We start from the raw sequence: 20,979 nt of genomic DNA, 5'->3' as shown, positions 1-20,979 counted from the left end.
AACTCATTAAAAAAAATAGAGAACATAGAATTCGTACGCTCGTGCAAGATTCTTGTTCCTTAATATAGTTCTCATGATATAGTTCATGTGAACTATATGAAAGAAATCGACTCACATCGCGGCCTTTGGGATTTGGCGGTGCTCTGTTTTCTGCGCGAATGTCCGATGCACCCCTACGAGATGCAGCGTTTACTCCTGGAACGGCACTGGGACGAAGTTCTGGTTCTGAAGAAGGGATCCCTTTACCACGCGATCAAGCGCTTGTTGAAGTCCCGCCTGATCACCGCTGCCGGAATCAGCCGGGATGGGCGGCGGCCCGAACGCACGACCTATCGCATCACGCCCGAAGGCGAGCAGGAACTCGTTCACTGGCTTCGAGAAATGGTTGCGGTTCCTTTGCGGGAGCCTTCGACGTTTATGGCTTCGATCAATTTCCTGATTCACTTGACGCCGAGCGATGCGGTCGCACAGCTGGAAAAGCGCGCGCAGCAACTCGACCAGGAAATCGCCACCAGCGAGGCTGTTTTGAAACAGGTGGCTACCTTTCTGCCACGTTTCCACCTGCTCGAAGGCGACTACCTGCTCTCGATGCGCAAAGCCGAACAGCAATGGGTTCGTAGTCTGCTGGATGAGCTAAGTTCCGGGCGATTGACATGGGACCTGAAGAAGATTTTTGACGACCTCGAAGCCGCAAGAAGAGGAGCGTCCACGCAGGCAAAAGGAGAACAGCCATGAACACCCAGACCCTCACTACGCATTCGACTGAAGAACTGCCGAAGAATCGAATCGCTCCCATCGTGGTCCTGATCCTGCTGTCGCCTTTGGTAGGCGAAGTCCTGAGTGGGGCGACGCGACTGAGCTACATGTTTGCCTACCTTCCAGAAGTGATGATGTGGGGATGCGGCACGCTGCTCATTCGCGAGGCGGTGCGCCGCTGGCACGGCGATTGGACCACTATGCTGCCGCTGGGTTTCGCGCTGTCGGTAGCGGAAGAGTTCATCGTTCAGCAAACGTCCCTCGCGCCCTTGCCATTCTTGGGCACAACTCCGATGTATGGACGCGTCTGGGGTGTGAACTGGATCTACTTCCTATTCATGCTTGGATTCGAGAGCGTTTTCATTACGCTGGTTCCGGTACAGATTGTCGAACTCATCTTCCCGAAGCGCCGCCATGAGCCGTGGCTGCGCACACGCGGCATCGTCATTGCCAGCGTTATCTTTCTTCTCGGAGCCGTCATAGCATGGTTTCTGTGGGTCAAGATCGCGCGCATTCAAGTATTCCACATGCCTGATTACCGTCCGCCGATGGTGACGATCCTGATTGGACTGCTCGCAATCGTCGCCATGGCGCTGGCTAGCTACGCGTTGCGTGGGCCACGCCCCGCAGGAGGGGCTTCGCATAAAGCGGTCAGTCCCGCACTCGTGTTGCCGGTCACCATGCTTCTTGCATTCCCCTGGTACATCCTGATGGCGTTGATTTTTGTTCCGCAGCCCCTGGCTCTATGGATACCCGTCACCGGCACCATCGCCTGGGCCGCATTCACCTTCTTTTTGCTCCGGCGCTGGGTATCGGCCGACGGCTGGGGGGAGATGCATGAGTGGGCCCTTTCATTCGGTGCGCTGCTGGTTTGTATGATTGCAGGATTCCTAGGGAGCAGTTTATGGCCACGCATCGATCTGATTGCAAAGATCGTCCTGAATGGGATCGCGTTCGGGAGCATGATTCTGCTCGCGATACAAATCCGGCGGCGCTCCGCAGCATAAGAATTTGGGTCCCGACGAACGCTCCGGTGCTCCTGTTGTCGCAGTTCATCCGTCTATGGCATTGACAGAGGCTGGCGATTCAGGTCGAGCGGCTTTTGATACCCAATCCGGGTGGCGGAAAGACGGCCGATGGCTGCGTTGCAACCTCAATTCAATCGAGTTGTCTTTGAGACGGGCCTGGTCCGGATCGGGGCCTTTCGATGCCATCCGGAGCATCCATCGTTCCGTGATACTGGACCTGCGAGAAACTTCTGTTTCGTGTTTCCGCGGACTGCGGTGGAAATTCAACATGAGCACGAACCAGCGTTCGTGGCCAACCCGAATGTCGTAACTTTTTACAATTCCGGGCAGCAGTATGGACGCAATGCCATCAGTCCCGAGGGCGACCTCTGCGACTGGTTCGGCGTTGATGCGAAGGTGGTGCGAGACGCAGTGCGGACGTTTGACCGTCGAGTCGATGACCGCCCTGAGCGACCGTTTCTGCTTCCGCGTGGGTGCGCGGAGTCTTCCACGTATCTTCTCCAACGAAATCTGTTTACGAGAGTTGTGCGGGGAGAAGGCGTAGAGCCGCTCGCGGTAGAGGAAACCGTGATTGAACTGCTCGATCAAGTAATGCTCTCCACCTACGCACCGCTTGCAAGTCTCGTTTCACCGCAGGTCAGCGCGCGGCAGCGGGCGACGGTTCACGATATCGAAACGATTCTCAGCCAACATACGGATGAGCCTGTAACACTGACCAGCATCGCCTGCCGACTAGGCCTGTCTCCGTATCATGTTTGCCGGCTGTTCCGGCAGGTGACAGGAACGAAACTGCATCAGTATCGTTTGCGGCTCCGGCTTCGCGTGGCGTTGGCGGCGGTTCTTGAATCCACGCAGCCACTGATCGATATAGCCCTCGACACAGGTTTCGCAAGCCACAGCCATTTTACGAATTCCTTCCGTCACGAGTTCGGCATGACGCCTTCCATGGTGCGAACTGCTCGCCCGAGCAAATCCTGGATTCGCAATTTTCTGATAGCGCCTTCGACTCCCGCTGGGATAAGCCTAGGGAGGTGATGATCTCGATGCCATTCAAGAACAAACAATGCCTCGCCCTAGCACTGCTGGTTTTCAGTGCCTCTTGTGCTCCCAAACAAAAAGCAGTTGCGCCCGAAGCGACTTTGCACGCTGCCATGGGCCGGATCCAGTCAAGCGACTTTGCCGGGGCCGCGAAGATTTTGGAGGAGGTCACGAAGAAAGAGCCAGGCAACGGGCGGGCATGGCGAAATCTTGGTTTGGCTGACCAGCGGCTCAAGAATGTTGATCGTGCCATAGAAGCCCTCACCAAGGCGATGGAAGTTGAGCCTGCGGTTCCCACGCCCATGTTTCAACTCGCTGCACTTTACGCATCGAAAGGCGACAAGGAACAGGCGTTCTACTGGTTGTCCAAAGCGAAAGCAAGTCGCAAGTTGGATATGACGCAGATGGACGCCACTCCGGAATTGGCCGCGCTGAAGACCGATCCACGTTATGCCGCCCTGTTGCCTGCTCACAAGGATTTCGATGACCCGTTTGTGGAGCCAGTGACGATCCTCCACGAGTGGGATGGCGAGGCCGCCCAAGACCAGTTTGGTTGGATTGCGCGCAATATAGGCGATGTGGACGGTGACGGCGTTCCTGACTTCGTAACTTCGGCGCCGACCAACAGCGCAGGCGGAGCAAGCGCGGGCCGTATCTATGTGTACTCAACCAAGTCCGGCAAACTTTTGTGGAAAGCAAACGGCCACGCAAACGACCAGCTTGGAACCGGTCTGGAAGCGGCGGGAGATACGAATGGAGATGGAATTCCCGATGTGGTTGCCAGCGGACCCGGGGGCGGTTATGCCAACATTTATTCGGGACGCGATGGTCGCGTGCTCCGAACGCTCAAAGCGGAAAACGTGAATGACGATTTCGGACGGCATGTGGAAGGCGTCGGGGACGTCAATCGAGATGGATACGCTGACATCATCGTCGGTGCGCCGAACAACAGCGCGGCCGGGGATAAGGCTGGCCGGGCATATGTTTACTCGGGCAAGGATGGAAGCATTCTCCTGACGCTGAGCGGCGAGAGGGCAAACGACAATTTTGGCAGCGCCGTAGCGGGTTATTCCGACAAGAAACATATTCTCCTGATGACAGGAGCGCCGGCTGCCGGGCCGAAGCAGACGGGGCGCGTCTATGTGTACGACGGTCTGACCGCCGTTCCCAAATTCACGATCGACGCGGATGAGACGGGGGCCGGTTTGGGACACATGTTCTTGTCCATCCTCGGCGATGTGGATGGCGACGGTGTGCCGGACGTGTACGCGTCCGACTGGGCGAACAGTGCGAAGGGGCCGTCGACTGGCCGCGTGTATATCCATTCGGGAAAAGATGGTCACCTCCTGTTCGCTTTGACAGGCGAGACAGCGGGAGAGGGATTCGGCACAAGCCCATCCGTTGCGGGCGATGTGGATGGAGACGGTCATGCGGATGTCGTCGTCGGGGCGTGGCAGTATTCGGGCGCCGCGATCGGCGCGGGGCGTGCTTATCTATACTCGGGTCTCGATGGACATCTGATTCGCACTTACACCTGCCGGACTCCGGGCGACACTTTCGGCTTCGATTCCGTCACCATGGGCGACGTGAAGGGTGATGGCATGAGCGCCTTCCTGATTACTTCGGGATGGAGTGGAGTACATGGCTACCACTCGGGCCGCGTGTTTCTGATCGCGAGCGGTATTAAACGCGGCTCGCATTGAAAATCCGCGAAAGAGAAGAAATAGCTGGGGACTGGGGCGAGGAATATGCTCCCTCAAACCGCCCCGCCGTTGCATGTTATACTTTTTAAGCATCTTTCCGCTCAGAACGGACGACGGAGGACGGTATCGACAAACGCTTTATCCGCATGAATGAGCGCATCCGCGCACGCGAAGTGCGTGTGATTGGTGACGAAGGTGAACAAATTGGCATTATGCCTCCCTTCGAAGCGCTCAAGATGGCTCGCGAGAAGAACCTGGATCTGGTAGAGATTTCCCCCACTGCGCAACCTCCGGTTTGCCGCATCATGGATTACGGGAAGTTCCTCTATCAGAACGAAAAACGCGAACGCGAAGCCAAGAAGAAACAAAAGACGATTACGGTCAAGGAAGTGAAGTTCCGTATCAACGTCGATGATCACGACTACGATACGAAAAAAAATCATGTGTTGCGATTCCTGGATGAAGGCGACAAGGTCAAAGCGACCATCTTCTTCCGCGGACGCGAAATGACCCGGCAAAGCCTGGGCCGCCAGATTCTGGAACGGTTGATCAAAGACGTCGAACACAAGGGACTGGTGGAATTCCGGCCCCGTCAGGAAGGCAACACGCTGCACCTGATCCTGGCGCCGAAGAAGGACGCCGGAGGAGCAAAAGAAAGTAAGCCGGCGCCTCCGAAGATTGCGCCTCCGCCACCGCAAGGCGGCGCGCAGACAGCGTAACGACAGCATTTCAGCCGTCAGCACTCAGCCATCAAAAACTGATTGTGTGCGATAGCGAAAAAAAACGGTTGTCTTCTCAGAAGTGGTAGCACTGAGAACTGGCAATCGAGAACTGGGAACTGATTTCAATGCCGAAACTAAAAACACACAAGGGCGCTGCCAAGCGCTTCAAGAAGACTGGGACTGGAAAGGTAAAACGCCATCAGGCGTATTTGCGCCACATTCTCAGTTCGAAATCCAAGAAGCGTAAGCGTCACCTTGGTAAAGCTGTACTGGTAAGCGATGGCGATCTTCTCAAAGTAAAGCGGATGATCCCGTACGCTTAATCGTCGATCGTGACTGGTAGTTCGTGGCTGGCGCATGTGCAATTCAAAAGCCAGCCTGGCGCGTGAAGAGGTCAGACTTCAGAAATCCCTTAGGGTAGAAGTCGCCTTACCTCCAGCCGCCTTAACGTAGTAAAAAAAAGGAGAACACTCATGCCTCGTGTAAAACGCGGAACCAAACGCCGCGCCAAGCGCAAAAAGATTCTTGATCGCGCTAGTGGATATTTCCTAACAAAATCAAAACTCTACCGCTCTGCAAAAGAAGCGGTTGATCGTGCCCTCAAGTTTGCCTACTCCGGACGCAAACAGAAAAAGCGGCAGTACCGCTCTATCTGGATCGTCCGCATCGGCGCTGCCGCCCGTTTGAATGGACTGAACTACAACCAGTTCATCAGCGGACTCAAGAAAGCCGGCGTGGAACTGGATCGCAAGATCCTTGCGGAGTTGGCCGTGAATGATGCGGCAGGCTTTGCGCATCTGGCGGACCAGGCGAAGAAGGCGCACGCAGCGTAGACCTCGTCGCTGGTCGTTGGTCGTCAGACTCTAGTCCCTATTTTGAAACTGTCATCCTGAGCGAAGCGAAGGACCTGCTGTCTTGGCTACCGAGAAGGAAGCGGGTCCTTCGCTTCGCTCAGGATGACAACTTCAGTTAGAGGGAAGCATTCGAACGAGCCATGCCCTATACCGTCCCCAAACTGACTGATTTCTCGGCCACTGCGCTCGATGTTGCAGTGCGCGAGTTGCTGTCTGCTTTGGGACAGGAGTCGGCTGCCGTTGGGTCTGAAAGCGATTGGAAAACTTTTCGTGATGGTTGGATGGCACGCAAGAACGGCGTGCTCACCCAACTGAATGATCTGTGGCTGAAAGCTGCGCCGAAAGATGCCAAGCGTGATGTCGGCCAGCGCGTCAACGAAATTAAAGCCAGGGTCGAATCGACAGTTGAAGCGGTACTCAGTCGTATTCAGGGCGGCGCTTCTTCCGCGAAACTCGCTGCCGACCGGGTCGATGTCACCCTGCCCGGCATTCGCCGCACGCTCGGTGCGGAGCATCCGGTCATCAAGACGATGAACGAAATTGTCGGCGTCTTCCGCAACCTCGGATACTCCGTCGAAGAAGGTCCGGAGATTGAAACCGACTACTACAATTTCGAAGCGCTGAATTTTCCGCCGAATCACCCCGCGCGTGACACGCAGGACACGCTCTTTATTGCTGGACAAGAATCGAAGCCGCAGCGCGACCGCTTGTTGCTGCGGACGCATACCTCGCCGGTGCAGATCCGTAGCATGCAGAAGATGAAGCCGCCGGTACGAGTCGTTTGTCCCGGCAAAGTGCACCGCAACGATGCGCCCGACGCGACACATTCGCCAATTTTTCATCAGGTCGAAGGACTGGCCGTTGACACCAACATTACGTTCTGCGATCTCAAGGGCACGCTCGATCATGCGATGAAAGCGTTGTTCGGTTCGAGCGTGAAGACGCGATTCTATCCCTCGTTCTTCCCGTTCACGGAGCCCAGTGCCGACGTGCAGATTAGCTGTATTTTCTGCGGCGGCAAAGGTGTTCGTGATGGCGGTCCGTGCCGCAATTGCAAAGCCAGTGGATGGATTGAGCTACTCGGCTGCGGCATGGTGGATCCCAATGTCTACGGGTTTGTCGATTACGATCCGGGAAAAATTTCTGGCTTCGCGTTTGGCATGGGCGTGGAACGAATTGCGATTTTGAAGTACGGCGTTGACGATATTCAGTTGTTCTTTAATGGTGACGTGAGGTTTCTAGAGCAGTTTGGATAGATCAGCTACTAGCTGCTAGCTACTGGCTACTAGCGAACTGAAGCCGAAGCGGTCGGCTTGCTAGAAGCTAGGAGCCAGAGGCTAGTAGCCGATCCAGTATCTTTTTCGATCATGAAAATTAGTCCTCATTGGCTCCGCGACTTCGTCGACTTCAAGATCGACTACCGTCGACTTGCAGACGAACTCACTCTCGCGGGAATTGCGGTGGAAGGCGTTTCCGGCGAAGGTGACAGTACCGTCTTCGAGATGGAGATCACGACCAACCGTCCCGACGCGATGAACCACTACGGAGTGGCGCGGGAGATTTCGGCGCTGTACGATTTGCCGCTTCGCCCGATCGATCCGAAACTGCCTGCTAGCAAAGGGAAGTCCGACGTCGTCATTGAGATCCAGGAAGCAGAACTTTGTCCGCGCTTCACGGCGCAGGAAATTCGTGGTGCGACGGTCAAGCCTTCGTCGGCAAAGATCGCGGATCGTCTTGCGCTGATCGATCAACGTCCCATCAGTAACGCGGTCGACGCCACGAATTACGTTCTTTGGGAAAGTGGTAAGCCGACGCACGTGTTCGATCTCGACCTGCTCGAGGGACGCAAGCTAGTGATCCGCAAAGCTCGTGCCGGGGAGGTGCTGAAGACGCTCGACGGCATTGATCGTAAGCTCACGGTTGAAGACCTGGTCGTCGCCGATGCAGTGAAGCCGGTTGCGCTTGCGGGCGTCATGGGCGGATACGACACCATGATCACCGAGAAGACGCGGAACATCCTGATTGAGTCCGCGTGGTGGGATCCGGTTACGGTGCGCCGCATGTCGAAGCGGCACGGGATTCACACCGATGCATCACACCGTTTCGAACGCGGAGCGGATTTCGAGTCGACTGTTCCTTCGACCAACCGCGTGGCGGAGTTGATCCTCAACTCGGGTGGTGGCGAGTTGGTTGGCGGGATCATCGACGTCATCGCCCGCAAACTGGATCTGGCGCCGGTTGAACTGGATCGCCGCGAAGTGAAGCGAATTCTCGGTGAGGACATTGGCGACAACGAAATCAGCCGCATCCTGACCCGTCTCGGATTCGTCCTGATCGCCGGTCATGAAGACGCGTATCTGGTGAACATCCCGAGTTGGCGTCTTGACGTGGAGCGTGAAATCGATCTGATCGAAGAAGTTGCGCGCCTGCACGGCTACGACAAGTTTGCCAATACGCTGCCGGCTTACACGGGCGGCGTAGTCGATCGCCCGGATGCCGCGAAGGACGCCCGGTTGCGCACTTCCTTGCTGGCGCTGGGATACAACGAAACAATCTCTCTGACGTTCATTTCCAAAGGTGATGCCGCCAAGTTCTCCCCCGCGGTGGCGGTGGAGCTGGCCAACCCGATCAGCGACGAAGCCTCGGTCATGCGTACTTCGATGCTTCCCGGCATGCTCAACATGCTGGCCTACAACCTGAATCGCGGCGCGGAGAACGTCAGGCTGTTCGAGGCGGGTAACGCGTTCGAAGCCTCAGGCGAGAAGGCTGCCGAGTTGAAGCGCCTTTGCATCGGAGCCACGGGAAGCACGCTGGAGAGTGGCGTACACCAGGCGGCGCGCCCGCTTACATTTTTTGACCTGAAAGGTGATATCGAAGATCTACTCGCGCCCTTCGCCTCCTCGACCACGGTCTACGACACGACTACAGCTGACTATTACCATCCTGGCCGTTCAGCACGTGTGGTGATGGATGGCACGCCAGTCGCGGAATTTGGCCAGCTCCATCCGGATGTCGCGGTGGCGCGCAAACTCCGTCAAGACGTTTTTGTTGGAGAAATCTTTCTTGACCGGCTTTACCAGCACGACCTGCGACAGGTGCGTTACGAAGCCCTGCCGCGTTTTCCGGGAGTCGAGCGGGATTTTTCGTTCGTCTTCGACGACAGCGTGACCTTCGAGACGGTTCACCAGAGCATCGCGGGATTGGGCCTTGCCGAGTTGCAGAGTTTCATTCCGGCGGAAATATTCCGTGGAGATAAAGTCGGGGCCGGGAAGTACTCCATCCTGTTGCGCGCGAAGTTCCAGTCTGGCGAGCGGACCCTGCGCGAGGATGAAGTTGCGAAGTGGGCCGCGCAGGTGACGAAGGCACTGGAATCGCTGGGCGGGGTGCAAAGAGCCTAGGGATCGCCATAGCGAATACCGCATCGCCACAAATACCAGCATTTTCCGGAACGTACCCTAAATAGTGTGCCTGCGGGGTCGCAAATCTCTTGCGCAAACCCTGAAACGACAACTTCATGTCGCGATGGATCTAATTCAGGCGCTGGTGACTGGTCTTTGAAACTATCGCAATCACGGGGACTTCCGCGAGATATTATTTGGAACTTGTATTTCAGCGCATACGACGTAACCGCCTCGGTGCACCCTCGGCACTCAAACTTGGACCGTTTCGCGCTATCAAGCGCAGCCACCGCCAGCATCGGGTGACCGTTCAGAAGACGCGCCGACTCCACCGTTCCGTCCGACCGGACAACCACCGTTACGTCCACATCTCCGGTGATGCGGGCTTGTCGCGCCAGGGGTGGATAGATCGGAGCGGCCAGGTTCGTTAGTTCTGCTACACCAGCGGTCCTATCCAGAGTTTCGGAGGGCTGGGCCGCAAGATGTACGACGGCAGCCGCCAAGAAAAACAGCACGACCAGGCGCGGCTTCATGCGCAAAAGTCTATGCCGAGTCGCCTTCCTTGTGCAACGCACGCCACTATGAGTGAGAATAGCTTTCCACAGCGACGCGAAGGATAACCGTTCATGGCGGAGGAGAAGACAGCAGGTCCTTCGCTTCGCTCAGGATGACAGTCCTTGTCGGTGTCGGTATCGGCTGCAAGTGAGGATACTTGAGCAGTCCCTGTGCTAGCCTTACTTCCCATGACCCACGTTTCGCCGCATCCCAAGCACTTTCTCTCGGAAAAGGTCGAGCATTTTACTGAGTCCGTGATTCGCGAAATGACGCGCCAGGCAAACCAGTACGGCGCGATCAACTTGTCGCAGGGGTTCCCGGATTTCTCTGCGCCTGCCGAAGTGAAGAAGGCCGCGCAGGACGCGATCGCCGCGGATGTCAATCAGTACGCAATTACATGGGGAGCAAAGAATCTGAGGAACGCGATTGCCCGGCAGATGCTGGAGCGGCACGGACTGGAAGTCGACCCCGAGCGCGAGGTCACTGTCTGTTGCGGGTCGACCGAAACGATCGTGGCAACCATGCTGGCGATCTGCAATAAGGGCGACGAGGTCATTGTCTTCGAGCCGTTTTATGAAAACTACGGGCCGGATTCGATCATCAGCGGAGCCAAGCCGCGCTTTGTCAGCCTCCGGCCGCCCAAGGATGGGGGCAGGGAATGGACGTTCGACGAACAGGAATTGCGGGAGGCGTTTCAGCATCACACCAAGGCGATCGTCCTGAACACGCCCAACAACCCGACTGGCAAGGTATTCAGCCGGAAGGAAATGGAACTGATCCGCGATTTGTGCGTCGAGTTCAACGTGCTGGCGATCACGGACGAGATTTACGAACACATCCTCTACGATGGCGCCCAACACATTTCGATCGCTTCTCTCGATGGAATGCGCGACCGAACGATCACGATTAACGGGCTGTCGAAGAGCTACGCGGTCACGGGATGGCGCGTCGGTTGGGCGGTAGCGCCGCCGAACATCACGAATGCGATTCGCAAGGTACACGATTTTCTGACCGTGGGCGCGCCGGCGCCTCTGCAGGAAGCCGGAGCGGTGGCGTTGGGTTTGCCGCAAACGTACTACACGGAACTGGCGGAGAAGTATCGATCGCGCCGAGATCACCTGATCCCGGCACTTGAAAAGGCGGGATTCCGCTGTTACCGGCCGCAGGGCGCCTACTATGTGATGACCGATATCAGCGGATTCAACTTTCCCAACGACGTCGAATTCGCGACCTACCTGGTCAAAGAGATTGGGGTCGCATGCGTGCCGGGGTCGAGTTTCTACAAGCATCCGAAGGACGGCTCCCAACAGGTACGTTTCGCATTCTGCAAGAAGCCTGAGACACTGGACGCGGCGGCGCAACGGTTGGAGAAGCTGCGTTCGAGATAGATCGCCAAGAATAGCTGTGAGCTTCGGGCTGCGAGCTACCAGGTTTGGCTGCTCGCTGGAAGCTCGTGACTCGAAGCCCGCGGCTCCGATAGTTGTGTTGGCGAGTCGTCGACGTCCAGCACAACCAGTGCAAAAGTCGCAAAGTCTTCCACAGCAAACTGGGTTATACTGCGCCTCAAAGCTGAATACCGTTGTTGGAAAGTGAGCGGCTCATGACCCTGAAGGTTGTGGAAGAGGTATCTGCGCAGGTTCCTGCTGAAGATTTTCAGGCGCTGGAAGAGAAAGTTTATCGCACCATTGAGTTGTACAAGGCTGCCAAGGAAGCCAGGAGTGCCGCAGAACGCGACGTAAAGCGAATTCGCGAGCAACTCGAAGAGCGCGAGGAAGAAAACGAATCCATGCGCCGCGAGTTGGTGAAGCTCCGCAAGGAGCGGGAAGAAATCCGGGGACGCGTGGAAAAGATGCTGACCCAGATGGAAGACCTGGCGCAGGAACAAGCGGCGGCGAGCTGAAGCAGGCGGGGGACGATCCCCGAATCAGGAGTGACATGGCAACGGCCACCAAGCAACCACCGACCAGCAATGCATCGAACGGCAGTGTGCGGGTCGAAATCTTCGACCAGGTGTACAACCTGCGCGGGTCTGACGCAGATTACATTTTGAAACTCGCGGAATACGTGGACACGAAGATGCGCGCCGTCTCGGAACAGACGGCCACCGTGGATTCGGTGCGTCTGGCGGTGCTGGCTGCCCTAAATATTGCTGACGAATATCATTTGCTGAAGCGGCAACTGGACACTCCGGCTCCGGAAGTGAAGCAGCGCACCAGCAAGCTCGAAAGCGCGCTTGACGAAATTTTGCAAGATACCCGCCGCATTGGATGAACGCGTTCGTAACCTCTGGTTCATGGACGAATGCGAACACGTTGCAAACTTCCTGCCAACTATTTCTGCTTTTCCACTTGCGCATCGTCGCGGTCTTTCCTAGCATCAAAGACGAAAAGCCGGCCTGCTAGGTTGGTGCTGGTGGTCACCGATTTTTGAACCAATGCAGAATGAACGGGGACTCGACTCGAACTAGGATCCGGTGTGCTACGTTCCGCCATGCGGAAAAGCCTAAAGGGTCTCGGCGGGTTCCCAACGCTTACCAGCGGGTTCATTCTCGGCCCATCAGGACGGCGGTGCGGGTCGGCTTTTTCAGTTCAGGTGTTAGGTCTTAGGTGTCAGGGGTTAGGAAAACCTTTTGATTTGCCCCTGAAAGCGGTTGATCAGGCCGTTCAAAATGCGGCCTACTTCATCTATCATCCCGTCTAGATGAATAAAGGTCGGCTCATCTACATAGTCCAGTTCATGCGCGATTGACAACTGCGTGTCCAATTCAAGGAGTGAGCCACGGGCATGAAAGAGAAACTGCACTAGTTCTTTGGGTGAGTGGCGTCCCTTGCCTTCAGCAATATTGCTCGGGATTGAAACTGCCGCGCGCCTCATTTGAGAAGTCAGTCCGTACATCTCATCCTTAGGAAATTTCCTGGTACAGCAATAAATCTCCAAAGCCAGAGCCTTCGCTTTCTGCCATGCGATCAGGTCCCGATAGTTCTCTGGCATCAGACTTCCCTCTGGCATCATCGTGAAGTGGCAGCACGATCGCTGCAGTGATACCAGTCACCACACGTTGGGTCGGTTTTCCTGACACCTGATACCTGCCACCTAAGACCTGACCCCTCGCTTCCTGCTAAACTTCTCTCAATCCCGAAAATGGAGCATCCAAGCTAACGTGCTACCTAGACTCTTCCACATTGGCAACTTCAGCTTGCCGACTTATGGCCTGCTGGTCGCTTGCGGCGTCCTGATTGGGCTTTGGATCAGCGTCCGCAATTCCGAGAAGCAGGGCCTTAACGGCGACGACGCCTGGAACCTCGGCATCCTGGTTGTCCTGGCCGGCATTCTCGGCGCCAAAGTCTTGCTCATCGTGAACGAGTGGGACAATTACTCGGGGAACTGGCGGCAGATTTTCAGTCTCAACACGTTGCAATCCGGAGGAGTGTTTTCTGGCGGACTGATCGCGGCGCTCCTGATGGGCGCGTGGTATATGCGCCGCCATCGCATGCCGGCACTTCGCACGATGGACGGTTTTGCCCCCGGCCTTGCCTTCGGACATGTGCTCGGACGCTTTGGCTGCTTTGCCGCGGGCTGCTGTTATGGCAAGCCCACCGAACATTTCTGGGGCGTCATTTTTACGAACCCGTTGGCGAATAGCTGGGCAGGAACTCCGTTGAACGAACGACTCGAGCCGACACAACTGATTGAAGCGGCGGCTGAGTTTTTCAATTTTGTGCTGCTGATGTGGATGTTGAAACGCAAAAAGTTCGATGGACAAATGTTCGCTGCCTTCATGATCCTGTATGGGATCGAGCGCTACTTCATTGAGTTCCTGCGGGGAGATCCTGGCCGAGGGGAAGTGTTCGGCGGATTTATGTCCGGGACACAGCTCATTTCAGTTTGCCTGGTGATTGGCGGGGGACTGATCTGGTGGTTCAAGAGCGGAGTACCGAAAGCAGTGGTGCCGCAGCCAAGCAATTCGTAGCCGCTCGCATGTGTGCTTAGCCCAACCTCGGAACTGTCATCCTGAGCGAAGCGAAGGACCTGCTTTCCTGGCGGACCAAATGAAGGCAGATCCTTCGCTCGTCCTCGGCTTCGCCTCCGAACGGCTCAGGATGACAGTGTCAAGAATAATCACAGGTTCCGGGCGATCCGGGGTCACTTGGTGGAACTCACAACCTCCTGCCCTCGCATAGGCACCGCATCCTCCAGGTTGCACTCTTTGGGATCCTTGTCGAACCTCAATCCCATGAACACCGGGGCGCGCAGTTTCATTCCACCTTCGACAGTTTCGTGGGTCCACTCGGAAAATTTGATCTCGGCAACCAGTTTTGGACGAACGAAGTGGACCTTCTTCAATCCGCCAATTTCGCCATAGAAGGGATTGGTTTTCGTCTCCAGCGGATGCAGCTGTCCATAAATCTCTTTGAGTGCATTTTGGTCGAATCCGGTGCCGGCCTGGCCCACATGAATCAGTCTGTCGCGCTTATCGTAGAGTCCGAGAACGAGCGCTCCGAAGTGTTCGCGGCTGCCTTCGGGATCGGTGTAGCCGCCGATGACGCATTCCTGGCGCTTCGTGATCTTGATCTTGAGCCAATCGCGTGAACGTTCTTCGTGATAGATGCTGGCGCGCTTCTTCGCGAGAATCCCTTCCAGGCCACTCTTGCCGGCAACCTCAAATAAGTCACGGCCCTTCTCGGGGTAGTGATCCGAGAAGCGGACGATGTCGCCTGCGGTGAGAACGGACTGTAGTAGTTCCTTGCGTTTTTCCAGACCGACGCGGCGCAAGTCGTAACCGTCGAGGTAGAGCAGATCGAACGCGTAGTACACAACCGGAACCCCTTCGCGGCCCGGTCGACGCGGCTTGCCGGGCTGAAATCCGGTTCGTTGTTGCATCAGGCTGAAGGAAGGACGTCCTTGGTCGTCGAGGGCGACGATTTCTCCGTCGATGACGGCACGCTCGGCGTGCACGGATTTAGGCAGGTCGCGGAGTTCGGGGAACTGTCCGGTGAGATCATTCTGATTGCGGGAAACCAGTCGCACGCCGCTGCCTTCAATGAAAGCCACGGCACGATAGCCGTCCCACTTGATCTCAAACAGCCAGTCTGGGTTGTCGAACGCGTCTTCGACTGACGTGGCCAGCATGGGGCGGATCTTCGTCGGCATGACTTTCTCTACGGCGCCAGGCACGTTCTTAACCACGGAGGGCACGGGGGCCACGGAGGACTTCTTGGCGCTAATCTTCGACGAGGCGATACTTGCTTTCCGCGCGCCTTTCCCCGTGTTCTCCGTGCTCCCCGTGGTTAACGCTCTTCGCTTTTTGTCAGCCCGAGCCACCGCGTCCGCCAGCCATGCGGCTTTGAGTTTTCCACGCGTGGCCGGACGACTAGTGGTCCACTCCCGTGAACCTTGATCCCCGGCGATTTCCTTCATGGTCCGGCCAGTCAACACCGAGGTGTCGAATTCGCCGATGTCATATCCGGACACTACGGAAGCATCCTTCTTCTTGATCAACAGCCACTCGTTCCCCTTGCTGCCGGGCCGTTTTCCCCGGATGTGGACCAGCGAGAAGTCGCCGTTCAGGCGCTTTCCTTTTAAACGAAATTTCAGATCGCCCTTGGCGAGCATCGTCTCTGCTTCTTTGTCGGTGGCCGGAACGTACTCGCCTTTGACGGTCACAGGAGACAACGGCTGCCAGGTGCCGACGTCCCACACCATGACCGTGCCGCCACCGTAGTTGCCCTCGGGGATGGTTCCCTCAAAATCGAAATAGGAAACGGGATGATCTTCGACATGCATTGCCAGGCGCTTGTGGGCGGGATCGAGCGACGGGCCTTTGGGGACAGCCCAGGATTTCAGGACGCCGTCGATTTCGAGCCGAAAGTCGTGATGCAAGCGTGTGGCATCATGACGCTGGACGACGAAGCGGTGCTTGGACTGCTTCTCGATCTTTGGCGGAGGCTCGGGCGTTTCCTCAAAGCGCCGTTTGCGTTTGTATTCGTCGAGGGACATTCTGCGTATTCTAGAGCACCGCGGCTTCGAGCTACGAGCCGCAAGCTACGAATCCTTGTACACTGCTGCTTCGTATGGGCCGCGAATATCCAGATACTCCGCTAGTTGGGGTAGGCGCCGTCGTGCTTCGGGACAACCGCGTCTTGCTGATCCGGCGCGGGCAGGCGCCGTTGCTGGGGGAGTGGTCGTTGCCCGGTGGCGTCCTCGAGTGTGGCGAGTCGCTGCGCGAAGCGACGATCCGCGAGGTTCGCGAAGAAACTGGCCTCATCGTGGAGACAGGGGAATTGCTCGGGGTCTACGAGCGCGTGATTCGTAGTGACGATGGACGCGTACGATATCACTACGTGCTGATCGACTTCTTGTGCCGCATGCTTGGCGGGGATCTGGCCGCTGGAACTGACGCGGCAGATGTGCGTTGGTTTGAGCGCGAGGAGTTGGATGGTTTGAATTTGCCGCACGACACGCGTGAGGTAATCGCCAAAGGTCTCAAAGGACAATAGCGTCGTGATTTCGCGCGAGCGAAACAGTAATCCAGCCGCGTTAGCGGCGGAATGTGAAAGCCCGGCACGGCAGTGCCGGGTGGGCATCAGAAAAAGCCGAGTCCCGCAAGGGACGGGACCGGGTGTCGTCCCTGCCGGGACTCGGTCCTTCCATCAACCTACCCCGGACTTACGTCCGGGGCTTTCCTATTCCGCCGCCTCGCGGCTCTGGCGAATCTAAACCGCGATTGACATGTGCTCCCCAACACCACCGGCCCGTGCTCCGTTACTCCGCCATTTTCGCCAGGTGCACAGCAAATCCCGTCTTAGGCAGCAGCGATGTAAGCTCGAACACCTTGAAGCCGTTTCCCGTAATTTCAGACTGCCGATACACACCCGGTTCGGTGTCGGCGGTTTCGTGGCGGCCTTGCAGATCATCGAGAAATTTCTGGGCTTGCCGAGTGCTGGCTTCCGCGCTCTTGGCTCGGGTTACGACAGCTTCGGTGGCGTAGGAACGAACCAGCTTCGGCCAATATTTTTGGAGTAGTTGGGAACTGGCAAAGAGATCGGCCCACACAACTTCTCCGTTCACCGCGACCACCACGCCGACTGCATTCTTGTCGCGGAGTTGGCGAATGACGCTTTCGTAGTTGCGCTGCACGGGTTCGGCGACGGAGGCTACCTGTTTTTCCACATCTCTATTTCCCATCACCCGGGCATAGGACGAGGTCGAGTTCACTTCGGCCGCTCCGCCACGGGTTAGCTTTTCGGACATAGCGCGTTGCGATTTGCGAACTTCGTCCCATACCTGTTGCTGATCTTTCGCGTCCATCGCCTTGGCTCGAACTGCGGGGGCAGCGAGGTACGAGAACCCGCCACTGGCAGAGTTATCGAAGTTTGCCTTACCGCTGGCGGCGGTCCAACGTCCCGGCTCGACGCAAAAAACGCTGAGGTCGACAGGATCACTTTCCGCCGGGACGATTCGATCCTTCCCGATGACTCGATCCTGCTTGCCGCCGGTGACAATTTCTCCTGCAAGGAGTAACAACGGGCGCTTGGAGTTATTGATGAGCACTAACTGGTTGACTTCAGCGTCGCCGGAGTGCCGAACCGTGGGACGCACTCCAGGACGCCGCCGGAGTAATCCTTGTGCCTGTCCCGCTTCGGTGACGACCACGTCGCCGCTGCGAATGCCTTCATCAAGCGTGAGGAATTGCCCGGTGTCGTAGGATTTATTCGCGACAACGGGAAAGACAGTCAGATTGCCGCTGCGAATTGGGTCGAGCAGAGCGTAACCGGACGGTTGACTGACTTCACCTGCTTGAAGCAGGCTCGGAACCACGATCGCTGCTAGTACGAGCAGAACTATCCCACCTACTGCCAGACTGAGACGCATAGCAATCCTCCGGGCAGGAAAGCGAAAGCATCTGTTTCCTCAGACCCCTTCCAGGAGGTTGCTTTCCTGCCTCGATAATCGAGAACGAGCGAATTTCCAAGTCTTGCGTCTAAAAAATTGCTAGCATCCTGATGGGACATGCCCGCACCCGTCCAACACGCGCTCGGAGATGACGAGGTTTTTGCGCTGCATGAGCGCTGCGGTGCAGCTGGCTATGGGCTGAATCGCGATCAGTTTGCCACCATCCTGCGCGACATTCAGAGTAAGTACTTGCCGCAAGCTTCTCCCGAAGAAGCAGCTGCATTCTGCGGGGCTCTGCGATTGGAAGAACTGGTGCTTGCGCGGGCTTGCGCTGCGGGCAACGAAAATGCGTGGAAGGATTTCATCTCCCGTTATCGGAACAAACTTCATGCGATGGCGTTACACATCACGCGTGATGGAGCGCATGCCGCCGATCTGGCCGATTCTTTGTTCGCGGATTTGTATGGTGTGAACGCGCGCGATGGCGTCCGCCACTCCAAGCTGACTTTTTACACCGCGCGAGGATCACTCGAAGGCTGGTTGCGGACGGTGATGGCGCAGGAATTCATCAATCGCTATCGCAAACAGAAACGAGCAGTGAGCCTCGACGAGCAGGAAGAAGAGGGGACGCAGTTTGTCGCTCCCGAAACGCCGGCTCCGATCGTGGCCGATTCTCGGCTAGAATCGGCGACGGACGAGGCGTTGGGCGAACTCTCGGCGGAAGACCGTTATGTGCTGGCGGCATATCATCTGGACAGACGCACGCTCGCGGAGATTGCCCGCGTGCTGGGCCTGCACGAATCGAGCATCAGCCGCCGGCTTGACCGGGTTACCAGCACGTTACGGAAGCGCATCCTGGCCTGTCTGCGGGATCGTGGGATGAGCCATGCTCAAGCAAAAGAAGCACTTGAAACGGATGTACGAGATATCACCCTGGATTTGCGTGCACGTTTAGCGCAAGATTCCGGGGGGAAAGCGTTCCCTGGGGGAAAGGCCCCCGCGCCGGGCGCGGGCACTGACGGAAGCGTGGTCTGAAGGTTGTCTTGAACGCTGTCCTGAACGTTGTTTTGAAATATGTCTGACGCACCCAAAATCGTGCGCGATCGCCTGCGGGCAGCGATGCCCCGGGACGGCCATCCTGACGCGGATGTGCTCACGGCATTTGCCGAACAGGCGTTGTCGGGGGCCGAACGCGAGGACGTAGTGCGCCATCTGGCGCGCTGCGGAGATTGCCGCGAGGTCGTGGCCCTGAGTCTTCCCCCATCGGTTGAGGCGGCCAGGCCGGAAACAGAAATGGAGACGGCGTCTACCCGCCAGCCAGCGGGGCGGTCGTTTACCTGGTTCGCGTGGCCTACTCTGCGCTGGGCGGCGTTGGCTGCGGGAGTTGTGGTGGTGGCGTCGGTGCTGATGCTGCGTCCTGGGAAGCAATCTGACCAGACGGTGGCAACTGCGAAGTATCCAGCGGAAAGTAAGGTTGAGCCTGCGGGGCCGGCGGCAGTTTCCGTCTCGAAATCTGAGATTGCATTGTCCCGGTCGGCAGTGGCGCAACCGGACGAGAAAGAATTGGCGATTCATTCGCGAGGGTACGCAATCGATCGGGGCGGGAATCTTTTAGTTGGTAACCAGAATTCAAAGACGCTACCTTCCGACGCGTATGCCTTCAACGGGCGTTCGGATGAAATCGCAATGAAGCGTAACTTGGTATTGGACGAGCGCAAGCTGGCGGCAAAGAAACCGGCAACTCCTGCGGCTGCCGCGACAGGCGGCATGTTGGCCGAGGAACGAGGCGCCCGCTCCGTGGATTCGCCAGCGGCAAATGGCGCGGTGGGAGAAATTCAATCCTCGGCCGTACCCGAGAAATTGATGGCGCGGGCCGAAGGCCCAGCGCTGCCGATTGCCAAGGCGAAGCCTGCAACCGGCGAAGAAGGGACGTCGAAATCGGAACGGCAGGACTTATTGTCATTCAAGGAGTCAGACAAGGCGAGTCTCGCGCATCTCTCTTCTGCCGCGCCGGTAGTATTGCAAAAGCAGAACGAAAAACAATCTGCGGATCAAAAGCGAGATAAAGACGCCTATGCGCGAAAGTCGGCCGAGCCCCTTCGTCCGGAGTGGTGCAGCCAACTTCCTCGGCCGGAGTACAAGAATCTCGAACGCGTTCTTACGGATGAACCGTGGTTTGAGGTCTACAAAATTCGTCCCGGCGTGTTCGCGATCTATGAGGCGAAACAATTTGAGGAAGTGATTTCCTATCTCATCCTCGGCGACAAGCGTGCTTTGCTGTTTGATACTGGATTGGGCGTAGGAAAAATCAGCGCGGTAGTGACTCGTCTTACAGCGCTGCCCGTAACGATCATCAATTCCCATACTCATTTCGACCATGTTGGCGGGAACGCGGAATTCGCGGGAGTTTGGAATCGCGATCTGCCTTTCACGCAAGGAAACATGCGCGGCCAGAGCAATGCCTACTCCAGCGACGCGCTGGCTGCCGAGCGTTTGTGCGGATCGTTACCCTCAGGTGTCAATCCGACCTCCTATGCGATTCGTCCCTGGAAGAGCAGTCACTCGCTGCAGGATGGCGAGGCGATCGATCTCGGTGGGCGCACCGTCGAAGTGCTCTTCACTCCCGGACACACGCCCGATTCGCTGATGCTGCTGGATCGCAAGAATGGACTGTTGTTTACGGGCGACACCTTCTATCCCGGCCCGATTTACCTGTTCGTGCCGGAGACTGACTTTGCGGCCTATACGCGATCGGTCAATCGACTGGCGGCTCTAGAGCCGCAACTCAAACTCCTCCTGCCTGCCCACAATGTCCCGGTTGCGGATCCCATTTTTCTGACGCGCCTTGCGGCTGCCGTTCAGCAAGTCAATCATGGCGGACTAAAAGCGCAGGTAACCGAAGGCCATCGCGAGTACGTCTTTGATGGTTTTTCTCTCTTGTTGTCAGCGAAGTAGAGTACATATCCGCGCTTGTTTCGCAGTTACGAACGGTGCGTGTGCGTGCGGTACTGCCATCGCGGCGCAAAGTTACG

General features: G+C 57.0%; 20 protein-coding genes. 16 read left to right on the top strand and 4 right to left on the bottom strand.

Annotated features, from left to right (window positions below):
* Nucleotides 1–96 precede the first annotated feature (96 nt).
* The 9 genes from HY010_19515 to pheT all read left to right on the top strand — a co-directional run bounded on the left by HY010_19515 (nucleotide 97) and on the right by pheT (nucleotide 9,499).
* Nucleotides 97–735, top strand: coding sequence for a helix-turn-helix transcriptional regulator (locus tag HY010_19515; protein MBI3477928.1), 639 nt, complete (start codon nucleotides 97–99; stop codon nucleotides 733–735).
* Nucleotides 732–1,763 carry a hypothetical protein gene (locus tag HY010_19510; protein MBI3477927.1) on the top strand — a complete coding sequence of 344 codons (1,032 nt, stop codon included), beginning with the start codon at nucleotides 732–734 and terminating at the stop codon, nucleotides 1,761–1,763. The genes HY010_19515 and HY010_19510 overlap by 4 nt, the downstream gene beginning before the upstream one ends.
* A 258-nt stretch (nucleotides 1,764–2,021) precedes the next feature.
* Complete coding sequence (locus HY010_19505) at nucleotides 2,022–2,819, top strand: helix-turn-helix transcriptional regulator (GenBank protein ID MBI3477926.1); 798 nt, start codon at nucleotides 2,022–2,024, stop codon at nucleotides 2,817–2,819.
* A gap of 8 nt (nucleotides 2,820–2,827) precedes the next feature.
* A complete protein-coding gene (locus tag HY010_19500; GenBank protein MBI3477925.1) occupies nucleotides 2,828–4,525 on the top strand; it encodes an FG-GAP repeat protein in 1,698 nt (565 codons plus the stop codon).
* A gap of 146 nt (nucleotides 4,526–4,671) precedes the next feature.
* Complete coding sequence (locus tag HY010_19495) at nucleotides 4,672–5,244, top strand: translation initiation factor IF-3 (GenBank protein MBI3477924.1); 573 nt, start codon at nucleotides 4,672–4,674, stop codon at nucleotides 5,242–5,244.
* Nucleotides 5,245–5,372: 128 nt separating this feature from the next.
* Nucleotides 5,373–5,570 carry a 50S ribosomal protein L35 gene (rpmI, locus tag HY010_19490; GenBank protein ID MBI3477923.1) on the top strand — a complete coding sequence of 66 codons (198 nt, stop codon included), beginning with the start codon at nucleotides 5,373–5,375 and terminating at the stop codon, nucleotides 5,568–5,570.
* 150 nt (nucleotides 5,571–5,720) lie between these two features.
* On the top strand, nucleotides 5,721–6,080 hold the full coding sequence (gene rplT / locus HY010_19485; protein ID MBI3477922.1) for a 50S ribosomal protein L20: 360 nt from the start codon (nucleotides 5,721–5,723) through the stop codon (nucleotides 6,078–6,080).
* Between the two features lie 161 nt (nucleotides 6,081–6,241).
* Nucleotides 6,242–7,357 carry a phenylalanine--tRNA ligase subunit alpha gene (pheS, locus tag HY010_19480; GenBank protein MBI3477921.1) on the top strand — a complete coding sequence of 372 codons (1,116 nt, stop codon included), beginning with the start codon at nucleotides 6,242–6,244 and terminating at the stop codon, nucleotides 7,355–7,357.
* A gap of 111 nt (nucleotides 7,358–7,468) precedes the next feature.
* Nucleotides 7,469–9,499, top strand: a complete 2,031-nt coding sequence (pheT, locus tag HY010_19475) for a phenylalanine--tRNA ligase subunit beta (GenBank protein ID MBI3477920.1) — start codon at nucleotides 7,469–7,471, stop codon at nucleotides 9,497–9,499.
* Here pheT and HY010_19470 read toward each other — a convergent pair.
* On the bottom strand, nucleotides 9,496–10,032 hold the full coding sequence (locus tag HY010_19470; protein MBI3477919.1) for a TonB family protein: 537 nt from the start codon (nucleotides 10,030–10,032) through the stop codon (nucleotides 9,496–9,498). The genes pheT and HY010_19470 overlap by 4 nt on opposite strands.
* Before the next feature lie 210 nt (nucleotides 10,033–10,242).
* Here HY010_19470 and HY010_19465 point away from each other — a divergent pair, with 210 nt between their 5' ends.
* From HY010_19465 to HY010_19455, 3 genes are all read left to right on the top strand, one after another.
* Nucleotides 10,243–11,442, top strand: coding sequence for an aminotransferase class I/II-fold pyridoxal phosphate-dependent enzyme (locus HY010_19465; GenBank protein MBI3477918.1), 1,200 nt, complete (start codon nucleotides 10,243–10,245; stop codon nucleotides 11,440–11,442).
* 212 nt (nucleotides 11,443–11,654) lie between these two features.
* Complete coding sequence (locus HY010_19460) at nucleotides 11,655–11,954, top strand: hypothetical protein (GenBank protein ID MBI3477917.1); 300 nt, start codon at nucleotides 11,655–11,657, stop codon at nucleotides 11,952–11,954.
* A gap of 35 nt (nucleotides 11,955–11,989) precedes the next feature.
* Entirely contained in the window at nucleotides 11,990–12,325 is a 336-nt protein-coding gene (locus tag HY010_19455) for a cell division protein ZapA (GenBank protein MBI3477916.1), read from the top strand.
* A gap of 345 nt (nucleotides 12,326–12,670) precedes the next feature.
* On the opposite strand, the gene HY010_19450 is transcribed toward HY010_19455, so the two are convergent.
* Nucleotides 12,671–13,045, bottom strand: coding sequence for a four helix bundle protein (locus HY010_19450; protein MBI3477915.1), 375 nt, complete (start codon nucleotides 13,043–13,045; stop codon nucleotides 12,671–12,673).
* Nucleotides 13,046–13,214: 169 nt separating this feature from the next.
* Here HY010_19450 and lgt point away from each other — a divergent pair, with 169 nt between their 5' ends.
* A complete protein-coding gene (gene lgt / locus HY010_19445; GenBank protein ID MBI3477914.1) occupies nucleotides 13,215–14,024 on the top strand; it encodes a prolipoprotein diacylglyceryl transferase in 810 nt (269 codons plus the stop codon).
* Nucleotides 14,025–14,197: 173 nt separating this feature from the next.
* Here lgt and HY010_19440 read toward each other — a convergent pair whose 3' ends face one another.
* A complete protein-coding gene (locus tag HY010_19440; GenBank protein MBI3477913.1) occupies nucleotides 14,198–16,051 on the bottom strand; it encodes an ATP-dependent DNA ligase in 1,854 nt (617 codons plus the stop codon).
* A gap of 74 nt (nucleotides 16,052–16,125) precedes the next feature.
* On the opposite strand from HY010_19440, the gene HY010_19435 reads away from it, so the two are divergent.
* Nucleotides 16,126–16,551, top strand: a complete 426-nt coding sequence (locus HY010_19435; GenBank protein ID MBI3477912.1) for an NUDIX hydrolase — start codon at nucleotides 16,126–16,128, stop codon at nucleotides 16,549–16,551.
* Nucleotides 16,552–16,816: 265 nt separating this feature from the next.
* Here HY010_19435 and HY010_19430 read toward each other — a convergent pair whose 3' ends face one another.
* Nucleotides 16,817–17,926, bottom strand: a complete 1,110-nt coding sequence (locus tag HY010_19430; GenBank protein ID MBI3477911.1) for a hypothetical protein — start codon at nucleotides 17,924–17,926, stop codon at nucleotides 16,817–16,819.
* 138 nt (nucleotides 17,927–18,064) lie between these two features.
* Here HY010_19430 and HY010_19425 point away from each other — a divergent pair, with 138 nt between their 5' ends.
* Nucleotides 18,065–18,982, top strand: a complete 918-nt coding sequence (locus HY010_19425; protein ID MBI3477910.1) for a sigma-70 family RNA polymerase sigma factor — start codon at nucleotides 18,065–18,067, stop codon at nucleotides 18,980–18,982.
* A 39-nt stretch (nucleotides 18,983–19,021) separates the two neighbouring features.
* Nucleotides 19,022–20,902 (top strand): MBL fold metallo-hydrolase, encoded by a 1,881-nt coding sequence (locus HY010_19420; protein MBI3477909.1) that lies wholly within the window; start codon nucleotides 19,022–19,024, stop codon nucleotides 20,900–20,902.
* The last annotated feature ends 77 nt before the right edge of the window (nucleotides 20,903–20,979 follow it).

This window comes from Acidobacteriota bacterium, from assembly GCA_016196065.1.
Taxonomy (GTDB): Bacteria; Acidobacteriota; Terriglobia; order Terriglobales; family Acidobacteriaceae; genus Acidiflorens.
Note: the sequence above shows the minus strand (reverse complement) of the source record. Positions and strands in the feature narration are given on the sequence as shown.